At 39.8% G+C, this 17,829-nt stretch carries 11 protein-coding genes and 1 tRNA gene; 10 read left to right on the top strand and 2 right to left on the bottom strand.

All coding sequences use genetic code 11. The features are described from left to right. Positions 1-140: 140 nt before the first annotated feature. The 9 genes from AC1DG9_RS04690 to AC1DG9_RS04650 all read left to right on the top strand — a co-directional run bounded on the left by AC1DG9_RS04690 (position 141) and on the right by AC1DG9_RS04650 (position 14,526). The gene (locus tag AC1DG9_RS04690) at positions 141-3,203 is read left to right on the top strand and encodes a SusC/RagA family TonB-linked outer membrane protein (RefSeq protein ID WP_477634352.1); all 3,063 of its coding nucleotides are present in this window, start codon (positions 141-143) and stop codon (positions 3,201-3,203) included. Between the two features lie 17 nt (positions 3,204-3,220). Further along, positions 3,221-4,717, top strand: coding sequence for a RagB/SusD family nutrient uptake outer membrane protein (locus AC1DG9_RS04685; protein ID WP_477634351.1), 1,497 nt, complete (start codon positions 3,221-3,223; stop codon positions 4,715-4,717). 10 nt (positions 4,718-4,727) lie between these two features. Beyond that, positions 4,728-5,990 (top strand): hypothetical protein, encoded by a 1,263-nt coding sequence (locus tag AC1DG9_RS04680; RefSeq protein ID WP_337716430.1) that lies wholly within the window; start codon positions 4,728-4,730, stop codon positions 5,988-5,990. 59 nt (positions 5,991-6,049) lie between these two features. Beyond that, positions 6,050-6,604: an RNA polymerase sigma factor gene (locus tag AC1DG9_RS04675; protein ID WP_337716428.1), complete on the top strand. Its 555-nt coding sequence runs from the start codon at positions 6,050-6,052 to the stop codon at positions 6,602-6,604. A gap of 105 nt (positions 6,605-6,709) precedes the next feature. Then, a complete protein-coding gene (locus tag AC1DG9_RS04670; protein WP_477634350.1) occupies positions 6,710-7,702 on the top strand; it encodes a FecR family protein in 993 nt (330 codons plus the stop codon). 59 nt (positions 7,703-7,761) lie between these two features. Then, positions 7,762-11,052 carry a SusC/RagA family TonB-linked outer membrane protein gene (locus tag AC1DG9_RS04665; protein WP_337716425.1) on the top strand — a complete coding sequence of 1,097 codons (3,291 nt, stop codon included), beginning with the start codon at positions 7,762-7,764 and terminating at the stop codon, positions 11,050-11,052. Between the two features lie 17 nt (positions 11,053-11,069). Beyond that, positions 11,070-12,818 (top strand): RagB/SusD family nutrient uptake outer membrane protein, encoded by a 1,749-nt coding sequence (locus AC1DG9_RS04660; RefSeq protein WP_337716423.1) that lies wholly within the window; start codon positions 11,070-11,072, stop codon positions 12,816-12,818. A gap of 17 nt (positions 12,819-12,835) precedes the next feature. Then, on the top strand, positions 12,836-13,630 hold the full coding sequence (locus AC1DG9_RS04655) for an endonuclease/exonuclease/phosphatase family protein (RefSeq protein WP_337716421.1): 795 nt from the start codon (positions 12,836-12,838) through the stop codon (positions 13,628-13,630). 101 nt (positions 13,631-13,731) lie between these two features. Beyond that, on the top strand, positions 13,732-14,526 hold the full coding sequence (locus tag AC1DG9_RS04650) for an SDR family NAD(P)-dependent oxidoreductase (protein WP_172659533.1): 795 nt from the start codon (positions 13,732-13,734) through the stop codon (positions 14,524-14,526). Between the two features lie 18 nt (positions 14,527-14,544). Here the strand turns inward: AC1DG9_RS04650 and AC1DG9_RS04645 are convergent, their stop codons facing one another. After that, on the bottom strand, positions 14,545-15,951 hold the full coding sequence (locus AC1DG9_RS04645; protein ID WP_337716419.1) for a sialate O-acetylesterase: 1,407 nt from the start codon (positions 15,949-15,951) through the stop codon (positions 14,545-14,547). Positions 15,952-16,582: 631 nt separating this feature from the next. Continuing rightward, positions 16,583-16,654, bottom strand: a tRNA-Arg gene (locus AC1DG9_RS04640). Between the two features lie 212 nt (positions 16,655-16,866). Here AC1DG9_RS04640 and AC1DG9_RS04635 point away from each other — a divergent pair. Further along, positions 16,867-17,793 (top strand): hypothetical protein, encoded by a 927-nt coding sequence (locus AC1DG9_RS04635; protein WP_288881070.1) that lies wholly within the window; start codon positions 16,867-16,869, stop codon positions 17,791-17,793. The last annotated feature ends 36 nt before the right edge of the window (positions 17,794-17,829 follow it).

The raw sequence follows: 17,829 nt of genomic DNA, 5'->3' as shown, positions 1-17,829 counted from the left end.
GTAGTATATCCTGCAAAATCAGGCCCTTGTTTTCTTGGCGTATTCGCGTCGGGGAATTTATATGCGCTTTGCTTTTGTCGGGCAGACTTTGATCATCACTGTAATCAACTCTTATTCTAATAATCTAACTAAAATTTACGATGAATTACTATTTATTAAAAAGTACCGGCATTGTTTTAAAAAACAGGCCCGGAGTACGTATGCTGCAAAAAGCAGTAGTTCTACTTGTGCTATTAGTGATCAGTTCAGCAGCTTTAGCTCAGTCAGTAGTTACAGGTACAGTATCAGATAAAGACAACAACACCTTAATTGGTGTTACAGTCAGTGTTGAAGGCACAAACGTTAAAGCACTTACTGATGGCAATGGAAAATACTCCATCCAAGTCCCGCAGACTGCAAAACGGTTGATCTTCAGTTATGTCGGCATGGAAAGTTTAACTGTCGAAATTGCAGGTAAAAATGTAATAAACCCTGTATTACAATCTGCAAATAATTTAAGTGAGGTTCAGGTAATAGGCTACGGATCGGTGAAAAAGAAAGACCTTACCGGAGCAGTAGCCACTTTAGCCGAAAAAGATTTCAATAAAGGCCCGCTCATTGCACCTGACCAACTCATTCAGGGTAAGGTTGCCGGGGTACAAATGATCAATAACAGTGGCCAACCCGGAGGTTCTACAACAGTAAGGATAAGAGGTAACACAGCCATGACTGGTTCCGGACAACCCTTATATGTAGTTGATGGAATTGCTCTTGATGGTCGTTCAGCCAGACCATCGGCCAGTCCAAGCACCGTTGGAGGGGTTAAAAGCTCTCCGGGAGGAGGTATTGGTGCTGCACCAGGTGGAAACCCTTTAAACTTTATTAACCCGAATGACATCGCCTCTATGGAAATTCTTAAAGATGCATCCGCAACAGCCATTTACGGATCAAGGGCTGCCTATGGTGTAGTTTTAATTACAACAAAGCGAGGCGCCAGCGGTGGTGTAAAGTTAGATGTTAATGCTTCCACTGGTGTTTCCAATATCATGCGCCAGATTGATGTATTAGACGGCGATGGCTATCGTTCGGCATTGAATAAATATGGACTTACAAGTGGTGATTTTGGAAGCAATGTAGATGCTATGGACGCCATTACGCGCACTGCATACAACCAAAACTATTCTATTGGTTTTAGTGGAGGCGGCGATGGGAACACCTATCGGGCATCACTAGGCTATCAGGATCAGCAGGGTATTATCAGAAAAACAGGTTTAAAAAAATACACCGGGTCATTTAATGGAAACTTCAAGTTTCTGGAAAGCAAAAACCTTGGGCTTGATGTAAACCTCTTGAGTAGCCAGTTCAATGAAACCATTGCGCCTATCACAACAGACGCAGGTTTTACAGGTAGTTTGATCAGTCAGGCCCTTTCATGGAATCCAACGCAACCATTAAGAAATGCCGACGGATCATTGTTTATTGAGAATGGTAGAATTGTTAACCCTTTAGCCATGTCTGAAGCGTATAACGATAAATCAAAAGTATCAACCATCCTGGGTAGTATTTCACCATATTACAAAATTGCTCCATGGCTTGAATTCCGAATGTTGGCCAGCATAAACTATAGCACGGGGGTAAGAAGATCATCTACCCGTAGCTTTATTAACCTGGAGGGCGTACAGGAAAAACCAGATCAGAACTTTTTGGGAGGTTACGCAAGTTATTCGAGCACTGAATTAATAACACAGCAATTTACCAATACCTTAACTTTTAATAAAGAGATTGCCTCGCGTTTAAACCTGAATGCCCTTGTTGGTTATGAATATACCAACTACATCAATAAGGGTTCAAACATGAATGCAACAGGTTTTGGAAACATTCCTGTGGATTATACAGATGCACTACAGGCAACTGCACCGGCCAATCGTAAGATGAGCTCATACTACGACCCTAAAACACAACTTCAGTCTTACTTTGCAAGAGCCATCTTTAACTATGCAGATAAATATCTGTTAACGGCAACTTTCAGAGCAGATGGTTCTACCAAGTTCGGTGCCGATAATAAGTATGGTTATTTCCCATCTTTCTCTGCTGCATGGAATATTAAAAACGAAGCATTCCTTTCAGAAACAGAATGGCTGGATCAGCTTAAAATCAGGGCTGGCTATGGCAAAACAGGGAATCAGGAATTCCCATCCGGATCGGCACAACAGCGTTATGCTTTTGGTTACGACCAGGGAGGCCAAACTTTAACGGGGATAAACAATAAAAATGATAAATTARAATGGCAGGCAGATGAGCAGACCAATATTGGAATAGACTTTGGTCTTTTTAAAAGCAGATTAACAGGGTCGGTAGATTATTTTAGAAAAACCACTACTGATCTGTTGTTTCCACAAATACCATTCTATCCTTCTGCTGCAGGAGCATCAGTTACCTGGGTAAATCTTCCCGGTAAAATCAAAAACAATGGTATTGAGTTAACATTAAATGGAAGTATCATTGATAAAGAAAACATCAGCTGGTCGTTAGGTGGTAATGCTACGTTTATAAAAAACAAAGTACAGGATGTTACAGGAATTATTAATACCGGTTCTTTAAACGGACAGGGATTAAGCGATGTAACATTAGAAGTGATCCAGAATGGCGTGCCGCTTTTTGCTATGGTTACCCGCCGCTATGAGGGCCTTGATGAGAATGGATTTTCGAAATACACCGATGATGGTTTTACATATTATTACGTTGGTAACCCAAATCCAAGTGTAATCCTGGGTATCAGTACAGATTTCAGGTATAAAAAATTATCATTAGGTCTTAACTTTAATGGTTCTTTAGGGCAAGATGTGTATAACAACACCGCCAACTCTGTATTGCCAATTACCAATTTAGGCACCCGAAATGTTGCATCGGCACTGTTAAATTCCGGCATACAGGAATCACTGGCTAATCCAATTTCTGCTTCTTCACGCTATATAGAAAAAGGCGATTACCTAAAACTGGCGAATGCCACAATAAGCTATAACATTGGAAATATAGGAAAAGCAATTAAAGGATTAAACATATACGTTAACGGACAAAATTTATTTGTGCTTACAAATTATTCAGGCTTTGATCCGGAGGTAAATGTTGACAAGAGCATCAATGGCGTTCCATCGGCAGGTATAGAATATGTGCCTTACCCATCCGCAAGAACGTTCAATTTCGGGGTTAATTTTTCTCTTTAATTTAAATATTCTCAGACATGAAAAATAGATATATAACAGCCTTAATAATTACTGCTTTATCAATTGCGGGCTGTACAAAACTTGATGAAACACTTAATGGCGAGATCAATGACAGTGGTGTAAGCTCCGGCAATGTTGCAGCTGTACTAAATGCAAGCTATAATGCAATGAGGGCTCCTTTCCAGGGACCTTATGGATGGTGGGCATTGCAGGAATTCCCTACTGATGAGGCCATTGTTCCAACCCGCGGTGGAGACTGGGACGACAATGGTGCATGGAGAGCGCTCCATCTGCACAAATGGGCACCAGATCATACCCGTATTCATAGTGTATTCAGGGACCTGGGTAGTGCAAGTTATGTTGCCACCAGCGTACTTCAATTCAATCCTAGTCCACAACAGGCCGCAGAAGCCAGATTCATTCGTGCATTTTCAGAATTTGCTGTTCTGGATGGCTGGGGTCAGGTACCTTATAGAGAACCGGGCGAGGATGTTACACAACCTTCGAGAGTAAGAAATGCTGCCGATGAGATCAATTACCTGATTACGGAGATTACGGCAATTATTCCTAATTTACCAGATGGTCCTACAACAAGTGCCAACAAAAATGCCGCTCGTATGCTGCTCATGAAATGTTATTTGAACAAAGGAGCATTCTTAAACCGTGCAGCGCCAACCTTTGATGCAGCAGATATGACCAAAGTTATCAGTCTTGCTGATGAAATTATTGGCACCAACAAATATGTATTGGCTGCAAATTACTTCGACAATTTTGCACCTTCAAATGATGCCTCAAAGGAGAATGTTTTTGCCGGACGCAATGTTGGTGGATCAGATGCTGGCGGACTGAATGCAATGTGGGTTGCTCCTTTACACTACAACCAAAATCCAAGTGGTAATAATGGCTTTTGTACCTTATCCGACTTCTACAACAAGTTTGAAAGTGTAGATTCCAGAAGAGGTGCAGCCTACCCGGGTGTTACAAACGTATCCGGAGTAAGAGTTGGCTTCCTTGTTGGGCAGCAAGTTAACCAGAACGGAGTTGCCATAAAGGATAGAAGAGGCAATAATTTGATATTCACACCTGAGGTTAATATCATTGAAAGGGATAAAGACAGATTAGAAGTTGCGGGCATACGCGTAATCAAGTATCCTATCGACTATACCAATTCAGCTACAGGAATACCTGAAAATGATTGGGTGTATTATCGCTATTCAGATGTTTTACTGATGAAGGCCGAAGCGTTATTAAGAACTCAACAGCCTGCGCTTGCTTTAGCATTAGTTAATCAGGTAAGATTAGTGAGGAAGGCAACCGTATGGACTGCCGTAACACTTGACCAGTTGTTAGATGAAAGAGGGCGCGAGTTTTTCTGGGAAGGGGTAAGAAGACAAGACCTTATCCGTTTTGGAAAATACCTTACCCCATGGCAGGAAAAACCAAACTTTACATTCAATAATAAGTATTTGATACGCATACTGGTTAAGTTTGATAAACAACCACTACCACCCTAATATTGATTATATGAACCCTAAGTTTTTAAAGTCAACTTTATTAATGCTGACTTTTATTTGCCTCATTAATTCTGCCATAGCAGGCATACATACAGCAGCAACTACTTCTCCTCAAAAAACTGACTATAAGTTTAAAGGCAAGATCTCAAGAAAAGTATTGGAAAATTATTTAGATCGTTCAATAACTATGCAAAGGATGCTTACCGGAGAAGGCAATTTTGACGATAACTTAAGGATGATTAAAAACATAGGTGCTAAGTTCATCGGTCGCGCAGTTTGCCAGTGGGGAGGCGAAGCTGATCTTTTAAAGAACTTTGAGCAGGAAAAACAGCTGGCAGCTAGAGTACATCAGGTAGATCCGGATATCATTTTACAAGCTTGTATCTTTGAAATCGTTACCCCTGAAATTGAAAAAGTTCCTGTACCGGAATGGGCATTTAAAGCACTCAGCCTTCCGGTTGAAAAACGAAACTTCCGCTATTCAGATATACTTTATGCGGACGGAAGAATGAATAAACATTGGGGAAATTCGGGCGTGCCCGACATCAGCAGATCTGAAACAAAACTACTCTTCTATTTTCTTGCCGCTTCATATATTGATGCAGGCATAGAAGGTATACACTTTGGCCAGGTTGAGTTAATGAATAAAAATGATAAGAACCTTGATCATTATGCGCAGGTATTAGATCTTATCAGAGGTTATGCAGCTAAGCATGCCAGAAGAAAGATGCTGATATGCGACTCACATGTTCCAAGTGGTGGCTTTGTACGCGAAGGCAAATTGCTTATGGACTTTCATTCTTTCCCTTTAAGGATTCTGGAAACACCTGAAAAACCGGAAGAAGCAATTCTTAAAGTTGGGCATTCTGACGCTCTTTTTAACCGCAGCAAAGGCGGAATAACTCCAAGTGGCTGGACATGCGAACACCTACCCTACTTGGCAGAGCTGGATAACTTTGGTGCAAGTAAGTCGCCGGGCAAACCTGTTGGAGATATTTACGTTTGGGGGTACGATGAGATCAGCTGGTTTGCAAAGCAAAGTGATCAATACCGTCGAGATTGGCTACACCATGCCTATAATTGGCTTGCAAAGGCTGATCCTAATGGATTTCTTGAAATGCCAGGGAGCAGACAAACTACAAAACTTACCAATAAGAAATGGTATGATGCCAATAACCGCAGTGCCGCCGTGCCTAATGGACATGGCGATGAAGATACAATCAGAGATATTTGGGCCAAAGGCAGAACCAGCGCAGACTTAACAAAAAATTAATCTGTTTATATATTTTCTGCAACACTATTTGTTTCTTTTTGCAGATCAAAATGATGTAGATGTACCCGAAAGATGATCATGCTCTCCTTATTGATCTAATAGCCGGTAGTGATAAAGCTTTTTCGAACGTTTATTCCACTTACCATCGTCAAGCTTATACTTATTTATTCAAGCGTACCGGATCTGTAACATTCGCTGAAGAGCTGGCTCAGTTGAGCTTTATTAAACTTTGGAAAAATGCATCTGCATTAAACCCAAATATAGCCCTAAATGTACAGCTATTCAGAATTTGCAGAACAGTAATGATTGATGAAATAAGACGGTTAGCCGTACGCAAAAGCACAGAAATGGGTTACCTTGATGTTGTTGGAGAACCTTCTGCAATCAATGATGCCCTGGTAAAACAGCTTAATGACGACATCCATTCTGCAATTTCGGCATTACCTCCGGCAAGGAAAAAGGTCTTCCAGCTAAGCCGGATCGAAGGGTATTCCCATAAAGAAATTGCACAAATGATGTCTATCTCTACCAGCACCGTAGAAGACCATATCGGAAAAGCCCTAAAGCTCCTTAGGAGAAAATTAAGAGACAATGTTTTCTTTTTTTTCCTGTAACACGCTTCGACCCTCATGTTACCAAAATATTAATAACATTAAATTTATGTAAAGAGCAGAGGCAAAGCATTTTGGCTGCGTATTAGTATTATAAATGCGATCAAAATGGACAAGCAACTGCTTCAAAAATTCCTCAATCAACAATGCAGCCCCTCTGAGGCAGAATATGTACACAATTGTCTTAAGAATGATCCGGGCTTATTAGAACGTTTGCTGCCGGAAGAAGAATGGATAGAAGCCGGGCGTGTTAAAATACTATGGTGGCAGCAATTCAATTGGACAGCCGTTGCTGCCGTACTGGCTTACGCTGTTCTAACAATACTTACAGTGAAATACCTTGTTCCAGAAGGAAATAAACAACAACTATCTTATCAACAACCCGCGTCTCAAAATAAGCARATTACAATACACAATTCCGATTCAACGGCACAGGTAATCAATTTAAAAGATGGCTCCGTTGTTAAATTGAGTCMGAACAGCACCCTTCAATACCAACAACCATTCCCCCCAAGCCAACGAAATCTAATGCTGCAAGGCGAGGCCACGTTTGATGTAGCCCATGATAGCACCCGTCCATTTACAGTTACAGGAGAAGGCATCAATACCACAGCCCTAGGAACCTCCTTCCGTGTAAGAGCCTTTAAAGGAACTAACGTAGAGGTGCGACTCTTTAAAGGAAAAATAATGATAGAAAGAGCAACCGGGGCATCAAAAGAACCATTCAACCAGGTTATACTTTATCCTGGCCAGCAGTTTCGCTACGCTGCCGGAAAAGTAAAAATTACTCAGTTTGAGCAAGGCTTAAGACAACAAATGCAAATAAAAAAACCAAAACCATCTGCAATTGAAAACACAGCTCCTATGGTTGGTGGGGTACTCGAATTTGATAAAACACCATTAGCGCAAGTTTGCTCAGAACTTTCAGAGCGCTATAACCGACCAATAAATTGCAATAAAGTTCAAAAGCCAATCCTTTTAACCGGGCAATTCAATGGAACAGACAAGCTGAAAGAAATACTGAATAAAATCGCATTGCTAAACAACCTGACTATAACTGAGCTTCCTGATAGCTCTTATCAAATTACAGAAGAAAAATAAGAAATCATCATTTAATAAAAACCATAATAAATCACAATCTACTTTAAACAACCAAAATCATGCAGTTAAAAATTACTCTTTTTTTAAAACGCTTTAGCAGAAGGCTCCTATTACTTCTGCTAGGGCTCAGCATCACCTCTCTGGGTCTTGCCCAGGTAAATACGGGGGGCAAGGTAACCGGTTCAATTAACGACGAAAAGGGCCTCCCACTTGTTGGTGTTTCTGTTATGGCTGTTAACGAGTCTACTCAGCTAAAAAAAACCACATCCAGCGATAGTAAAGGTTTATTCACCTTTACCGATCTGCCTGCTGGTAAAGGATATTCATTTATAATCAGTTACGTTGGCTTTCGCACGCAAAACTTAAAGAATTATGAAATTAAAGCCGGCGAGCAAATTTCATTAATTGTGAGAATGCTGGAAGATCAGAGCGACCTGAATGAGGTTGTAGTAGTTGGTTATGGCACGCAGAAAAAAGTGAACCTGACAGGTGCCGTAGCCACTGTAAACACCAAAACGCTTGAAGATCGTCCGATAGCCAACATAACCCAGGGCTTACAAGGAGCCGTTCCCAATTTAAATATCTCCTTTGGAGACGGCAGACCAGGATCAGATGGAAAGATTAATGTACGTGGTTTTACCTCTATTAACAGTGGTGGTAGCGGCGGTAGTCCACTCGTATTGGTTGATGGTGTTCCCGGTTCAATAAACAACCTGAACCCTAAAGACGTAGCGAGCATCTCCGTACTAAAAGATGCCTCGTCAGCCGCTATATATGGTGCCCGTGCCGCTTTCGGTGTAGTTCTGGTAACCACTAAAAACGGGAAGAAAGGCAGAACTACAATCAGTTACAGCAATAATTTTGGTTTTACAGCCCCAACAACAAGTACCGATTTTATGACCGATGCTTATGATGCTGCAAAAATGAACGATGAGGCCTTTATCCGTGCAGTAGGAAATTCATATACAGGTTATACGGACGAGGATTACGCATACCTGTTAAGACGCAGAACCGACAAAAGCCTTCCTGATTACATTATTGACAACAGAAAAGGTAAAGACCAGTATGTTTATTATGGCGATACTGATTGGTGGCATACCATATTCCGTGATAGGCAGACTAGTATGGATCATACCCTATCTGTGTCTGGCGGAAGTGAAAATACTGATTTTCTGTTTTCCGGACGTATGTATCAGAAAAACGGAATGATGCAAATAAATCAGGACAAGTACAAATCCTATAACCTACGTGCTAAAGTAAATACCAAAGTAAACAAATGGTTAACCGTTGGTAATAACTTACAGTTCAACGCTTCTAACTACGATTATCCAGGATGGGGTGTAAATGCCAATTTTGTTTCAGTATCCGTACACGCATTACCATCCTATTTGCCAATGAATCCAGACGGCACAGCAACCTATCGTACAGAACTGAACAACTACACTATTGGCGATGGTCTTTTTGCAGATTTGCTGCATGGCAAATCTAAAGGGAACGAAAAAGAATATGAGTTCATCAACCTATTTAACGTAAATGCTCATTTAGCCGAAGGACTGGAACTAAAAGGTAACTACACCTATACCTTTAAGCCATCGAGCAACTGGGCACGCAGAGCACAGGCACCATGGTCAATATATCCCGGAGTGATCAGTCAGTTTGGGTTTGATCAGTATTATGAAACCAATTACACAAGGCAATCACATGTCGTAAATATATTCGGAGATTATACCAAAACATTAGGCAAACACACCTTCAAAGCATTACTAGGTTATAATCAGGAATTAAATACTTACAAAAGAGTGTTTGCACAAAGAAACGACCTAATATCACAAGACCTAAATGATCTCGATCTTGGATCAGGTGATGTTCTTGCTAATGGAAATGCCAATGAATATGCATTGCTAGGAGGATTCTTTAGGGTAAATTATGATTACGAAGGCCGATATCTTTTAGAAATAAATGGACGTTATGATGGCACCTCTAAATTTCCTCCGGGAAGTCGCTTTGGATTTTTCCCTTCCATTTCAGCAGGATGGCGTATCAGTCAGGAGAAATTCTTTCCCTTAAAAGGAATTGTTGACGAGCTTAAATTCAGAGGATCCTATGGTTCGCTCGGCAATCAGCAAGAAGCAGCAGAATATGGCTATATCCCACTACTATCCCGTGGAACTATAGACTATATAACTGATGGAAAAAAGACTGAATATTTATCCTCTCCAACTCCTATTTCTCCTAACCTAACATGGGAAAGAGCAACTTCTGCAAACTTTGGAGTAGATGCAGGATTTCTGGATAATCGTTTAACTGCTACATTTGATTACTATGTTCGAAATACTTTCGACATGTTAACAGCCGGAAAAACTGTATCCTCGGTTTTCGGTGCTGCTTCACCAAAACAAAATGCAGCAGATTTGCAAAGCAAGGGCTGGGAACTTGCCCTAAACTGGACACAGAACGGCTCATTGGCCGGAAAACCATTTAACTGGAATGTTGGCTTTGGCATATCAGATTACACTGCCGAGATCACCCGATTTGATAATCCAAACAACCTGCTGAGCAACTACTATGTGGGGCAACAAATAGGCGAGATTTGGGGTTATCGTGTAGGCGGTTTCTTCCAAACAGATGCAGAAGCCCAGGCTTATAAAGTAAATCAGGACTATGTTAATCAACAACGCTTAAAAGCACCTGGAAACTGGGCTAAACTATCTGCCGGTGATATAAAATTTCTCGACATCAACGGCGATGGAGTGGTAAATAATGGAAAAAACACACTAACAGATCATGGAGATATGGAGGTGATAGGGAACTCTCTGCCTCGTTATTCTTATGGTATCAACGCAGGATTCAACTGGGGTAACTTTGACCTTTCGGTGATGTTCCAGGGAATAGGAAAACAACAGTGGTATCCTGGAAACAATGCCGATAAATTCTGGGGTCCCTTCTCTCGTCCATATTACTCTTTCGTAGATAAAGACTTCCTAAGTGACGTATGGACTCCCCAAAACCCAAATGCTTATTTCCCAAAACTGCGGGGTTACGAGGCATTAAATGACAGAGGAGAGTTAAATGTTAAAAACGATAAGTATTTACAGGATCTGGCATACATCAGATTAAAAAATCTAACTATAGGATTTAGCATGCCCGAAACCCTATTGAAAAAGATAAAGTTGTCAAAAGTAAGGGTGTATTTAAGTGGAGAGAACCTGTTTACTTTCACCAAACTGCGCTCGAACTATATCGACCCAGAGCAAGCAGCCGGCGATTATAACAATTCTACTGCAGATCCAAACGCAAGGGTATATCCTTTCAGTAAACTTTACTCTTTCGGTTTAGATGTATCCTTTTAACTATTAACTATACTAAGATGAAAAATATAAAAATATCAATAATTGCCCTTTGCATCCTTTTTACGGCATGTAAAAAGGACTTCCTTGACAGGCAACCTTTGGCTCAAATTTCACCTGATGCTTTTTTCAGAACAGAAAGCGATCTAAAACTTTATACCAATTCCTTCTATACTGTTATTCCCTCTGCCGAAGGCATCTATAACGAGGCTGTAGATAACGTGGTAAAGTCCGATCTTGGAGAGCTGATTACAGGAAACCGTACAGTACCTATTTCCGGAGGTGGCTGGACATGGACTGAACTGAGAAAGATCAATTACTTTCTGGAAAATTACGACAACATTATGCCTGCAGAAGCCGGTAAAAAGTATGCAGCAGTAGCAAGGTTTTTCAGGGCATACTTTTACTTCGACAAAGTTTCCAGATTTGGTGATGTACCATGGTACTCAAAAACCATTGCGTTTGAGGACGAAGAGGCCTTATCAAAAGCACGCACACCAAGGGCTCAGGTAATGGATTCTGTACTTGCGGATCTTGATTTTGCCATTGCTAATGCTGATGAGGGCAAGAATGTAGAACGGGTAACTAAATGGACTGCGCTGGCACTAAAATCCAGAATATGTCTTTTTGAAGGTACATTCAGAAAATATCATTCTGAATTTTCGCTACCAGATGCCGATCGTTTCCTGCGCGAAGCCGTTTCAGCTTCAGATCAATTAATGACCACAGGTCCGTATAGCATATATAAATCAACCCCAGAAAAGTCTTACTTCGATCTCTTTGCCTCGAAAGCTGCAATAGATCAGGAAGTTATTTTAACCAGACGTTTTAGTAACGGATTGCAAGTTTGGCATAACTTAAATTATTATACCATTACGGCATCGTATGGCAGGCCGGGTTTAAACAAAAGTCTGGTAAACACCTACCTCATGAAAGACGGCAGCAGGTTTACCGACAAACCGGAATTTAATAAGATCCAATTTTACGAAGAAGTACAAAACCGTGATCCACGCTTAGCACAAACCATCCGTACGCCTGGCTACACGCGTATAGGAAATACCAAAATTTTAGTACCCGAGTTTAATGCCTCAACTACTGGTTACCAGGTTATAAAATACGTAACAAGCGAAGCAAATGACTCATTCAATAAATCTGATAACGATATGCCTATTTTTAGAATGGCAGAGGTATTGCTAAATTTCGCTGAAGCAAAAGCTGAACTGGGAGAAGCAACACAACCAGATATTGACAAATCAGTTAAACTATTACGCGATAGAGTTGCAATGCCCAATTTAAATATTGTTGCTGCAAATGCTAACCCCGATGCTTATCTTGCTGCACAGTATCGAAATGTAAATGGAGGAAACAAAGGTTTGATTTTAGAAGTTAGACGTGAGCGCAGAATTGAACTGGTAATGGAAAGCCTGCGTTGGAATGATCTGATGAGATGGAAAGAAGGACACCTGAATGCAGAACCGTATAAAGGCATGTATTTCCCGGGGCTTGGTAAATATGATCTGGATAAAAACGGGACAACTGATGTGGAAATTTATACTGGCAACAAACCCACAGGACCAGGAGTACAGTTTTTGAAACTAGGAAGTGAGATCATMCTTGAGAACAACACTAGCGGTGGCAACGTATTGGTTAATCCGGGCACACCAAAAACGTTCCGTGAAGACAGAGACTATCTATTTCCAATTCCAATACAAGAGCTTCAGTTGAATGGGAACCTGGTACAAAATCCTAATTGGGAAGGCAAAAATTAATTTATAATAACACATATATGAAAACATATCTTAAACATCTGGTGGTAATTTTGGCCCTAAGTAACTGTAGTATGCTTGCTATGGCAAATAGCACAAATACAGACTCTTTAAAAGTAATGACCTATAACATTCATCACGCAAATCCACCTGCTCAGGAAGGCGTAATTGATCTTCAGGCAATAGCTGATGTCATTAAAAGTCAGTCGCCAGATCTTGTAGCTTTGCAGGAACTGGATGTATTAACTCCGCGAAGCGGTAATGTTGATCAGGTAAAAAAGCTGGCAGAATTAACAGGCATGTATAGTTTCTTTTCAAAAGGAATAGATTACGACGGAGGAGAATATGGTGTAGCTATACTCTCTAAATTTAAAATCAACAAATCTGAGCGTTTCCCCCTTCCGTTTAAAGAAGGACTAAAAGCAGAGCAACGCTCATTGGCAATAGTAAATGTTACACTGCCAAATGGCAGCAAATTGGACTTTGCCTGTACCCATCTTGACCTGAATAATGAGCACCGTTTATTACAAGTTGCCGAGATCAACAAGATATTGGGAAATAGGAAAACAGAGGTTATTTTAGCCGGTGACCTTAACCTTACCGCTACTACCCCTGCTATGGCTATATTGGAGAAACATTTTACCCGCAGCTGCGATCAGAACTGTGCACCTACTATCCCAGATGTAAATCCTGATAAAGAGATTGATTTTATTCTCTTAAAAAAAGGAAGTAAACTTAAGGTTGCCTCTCATCAGGTTATAAATGATATTCATGCCTCAGATCACCTTCCTTTGGTAGTTACTTACTCCAAATAAGAACTTTAATTAAGCGCGTAACTGCATGCGCAGATACGCGCTTAATTATCTCCTACTTCCGATCTTCATAATGTATATTTGTTTTAACTTAAATTTAGATTATGGATTTAAAACTTCAGGGTAAAGTCGCTTTTATTAGTGGTTCTACAGCAGGAATAGGATTTGCAATTGCACACAGCTTATTAAAAGAAGGCGTAAAAGTGATTATCAACGGTCGCGCCGAACGTGGTGTTGCCGATGCCGTTGAAAAATTAAAAAGCCTTGTAAAGGGTGCAGATGTTTCAGGCCTGGCTGCCGATTTCGGAAATACTGAAGAAGTGAATACATTAATCAAAAGCCTTCCCGATATTGATATACTCGTTAACAATGCAGGTATTTTTGAACCAAAACCCTTTGAAGAAATACCGGATGAGGATTGGTTCAGGTTTTTTGAAGTAAACGTAATGAGTGGCATCAGACTATCCCGTAACCTATTTCCAAAAATGCTAAAGAAAAACTGGGGTCGGATCATATTTATTTCAAGCGAATCCGCAGTTTTTATTCCGGATGAAATGATCCACTACGGGATGACAAAAACAGCACAGTTAGCCATTAGCAGAGGCCTGGCCGAGCTTAGTAAGAACACTGGAGTAACAGTAAACAGTATTCTTCCTGGCCCAACTAAATCTCAGGGTGTAGGCACTTTTATTGAAGATTTAGCAAAAGCAGGAAACATTTCGGTTGCCGAAGTAGAAGTCGATTTCTTTAAGAACATGCGTCCAACCTCTTTGCTGCAGAGATTTCTTTCGGTTGATGAAATTGCCAATACCGTTACCTACTATGCAAGTCCATTAGCATCTGGTACAAATGGAGCTGCAATTCGGGTTGAAGGTGGATTGGTAAGATCGATTTTATAAAGAAAAAGCTGTCAAATATTACTTTATCTTACTGATATCAAGTTCCCAATCGTCTGTTCTAAAAGGTGCTACGGGCAAGCCAGCTTTACTAAAAAGGTTACCTAGGCCTGCATTGCTAAATTGGTAGCGAACAGCAACCGGTACTTTTACCAGCTTATTTGAAACAATGATTTTATTTCCTTTTATTTTAACCGTTGCAGGGTGAAACACCTTATCGGCGCCAGCTATAAAAATCTCCTTTGGTTTGTCGCCCTTCAGCATTAATCCTGTTTCGGCGTAATCTAAATCAATCTCTGCATTACTTCCATTTACATTTAAAGAGTTAAAAATCGGGCTTTTATATGCGCTTTTTTTTAAACCGTAAGTCTCGACTAAAGCCAAATTGGCCAACCGCAGACCTACATCCTTCTTATTGGTCGGATGGATGTTTAGTGTATCGCTAACCAAATCTGAAACTACTACCATTCCTGTTTTTTCTGTAGCCAGATTCTTTGTCTGTGCTTCCCTCAATAATGCACCGATATTATAACTATCATACTTATAAGGAGCTATTTGTACATAATAAAATGGGAAATTGTTATTCCAGGCCTTGCGCCAGGCACTTATCATGGTATTCATTAATTCAGTATAACTTGATGCAGTTGTGGTGTTACTTTCGCCTTGGTACCAGATTGAACCTGCTATGTTATAATTAACGAGCGGGGCAATCATTGCATTGTAAGCATAACCTGGGGCAGTAGGCCACCATGGAGCAGGCGTTTTTTTTGCTGCTGCATCCTTTAAAACCGTGTTACCTTCTACTAAATTTTCAGGGGTCCAAACTTCGGCCGGTGTACCGCCCCAATTGCTGCTGATCAGTCCTATCGGTACATTCAAATCCTTATTCAGCTCTTTCCCAAAATAATAGCCTACAGCACTAAATGCCTTTAAGGTATTGCTATCGCAAGCCACCCAGGTACCCTCGGTATTATCCTGAGGTGTTTTTGAAGTTGTTTTAGGTATTCTGAATAGTTTGATATTTAGTTTGCTAAGTTGCGAAAATTCGTTTTTAATGCTTGTAAGTCCATTATTATGACTCCATTCCATGTTAGATTGTCCGCTGCACACCCATACTTCTCCTATAAATATATTTTCGAGTGTAATTTTATTTTCACCTTCAAGCAAAACAGTATAGGGTCCACCTGCTTGTGGTGTTTGAATACTAATTTGCCAGCTTGCATTTCCATCTGTTAATGCTTCTATGGTTTTATTATCCCATGAAGTAGTAATTTTTATCTTTTCACCAGGCAAACCCCAGCCCCAAAACTTAGTGGTTGATTTCTGCTGTAATACCATATTGCTGCCTAATATATTTGGCAAACGGATATTTGCATATAGGGAAAAGGTCAAAAAAGTAAGGATCAGGAATAGTAAGGGTTTTTTCATTTGGTTATATTTACAATGCCTTTAATATATAAAATTATTTATAAAGTAAACTCTCGGTATCATTCAATTCAATTTGAATATCTACAAAATATTGATTTTTCTTTCAAATTTTTAATTATTCTTGCACAAATTAACTATATAGAAATTACTGTTCTTAAATAGGGCTTTAGTATATTTGATAAAACTAAAAAGATATGTAACAAGCTAATATTATAAATTTGCGAAATCTTCAAAATATTTGAGGCATTTAGCACTTAAGAATCTTGAGCCAGAAACCTAGGAAATTTCAAATAGCAGCAAGAGGATAAGTGAAGAGTGCTCACGCGATAAGCGTGGGCTCTGCTTTTCGTTGCGCGGTCTCCTAGGACCTCTGGCTCGGTAAGTGGGGTTCCACGCTTTCTGCGTTTATATCCCTCCTATCAGATTCCATATAATATCAGCCATGATCATTAAATATGGAAGTACTCATAACAATACTTTACGCGCTTATACACCTATATAACACCTGTGAAACACCTGTTATTACTAAGCCTGGACCGAACCATTTATATACTCTAATACAAGAAGCAATGAGTAAGTATATTAATAAAAAAACCGTCTTGATTAAATAAAGACGGTTTTCTAAATTGTKTGTCCTCGAAGGGATTCGAACCCCCATCATCAGAACCGGAATCTGACATTCTATCCATTGAACTACGAAGACAAAGTCCGCAAATATATAAAATTGATTGAATACATTAATGCTTGTTTCAGACATTAACGCATTATCTAACACTAAAAGCAATAATAACTATCATCACCAGAAAAATATAACAATTAGGCTTTAACTATTTAATACAAAACAATATATTTACCTTATCAAGTTCTGTACGGATCAGAAAAATCAATACAACAACAAAGAACCAAACTAACCTAATGAAACTACATTTAACTCTATTGGTAATGATATGCCTTGCAATTGCAAGTTGCAGTAAGAAACCTGCTGAAAACCAACCTGGCGATGATGTTAGTTTAGGCAATGACTCTTTGGTTAAAAGATTAAATCTAAAAATCTCGGATAAACAAAACCTGATCGTTAAAGTATTGGTTTTTAAAGATAGTAAAGGCAGTTATGTAATTGCCGGAGCTAAGGACAAAAAATACTGGATCGGCTATTTTGATGGGTCTGGCAATCAATTAAAGGTTAAAACTTACACCGAAGACCCTACTGAAATTCCAACAGCCAGTGGAACCAAAGTTCAGGTAGGTTATAATTTTTATATCAGAATAAAGGAAGTAAATAAAGTTATTTATATCACCCGGCAAATGAGAGAAAGCCAGATAAATAATGCGGCCGATCCGTTTATTGAAGACTTCACTAAAATTGACATCAACAGCAGTGCAATTACGAATACTTACACCTCCGTAATACCTGGCAAAGATGAGCCTTTCACTTCTGAAATGTTGCCATGGACTAACAGCCTTACCGAGATCACAAAAAGCAAATTAGACGTTGCTGGTAAGATTGTAAGCTCTGTAAATTACATATACAATCAGCAAGGAACCCTGGCAGGAAGTTTTCCTTCTCCAAGAGACCTTAAATACGCTGAAAAGGCCCTTTCTGATTCAGAATATATTCTGGTAACCAGCGATTTTCATTTTGTTTGTAAAAGACTGGCTGATAATTCAGTAAAATACGACATAGATCTTCTTGAAAAAATCGGAGAAATTAGAAGCGGTGTTATTAATGAAATAAAGATTAACAGCAGTTCAATTGAAATCGATTATTCGGTGGTTAATAAAGACGGTGTTAGCATTAATGTAAGAAACGAAATAAGGTCAACAACCGGAGAAGAGCTGTAAAGCCAATACAAGGCACCTTTGGTAATAGAATTGTTA

It is taken from the genome of Pedobacter sp. 05L430, assembly GCF_056397585.1.
This window is presented reverse-complemented; position numbering and strand designations above follow the sequence as displayed.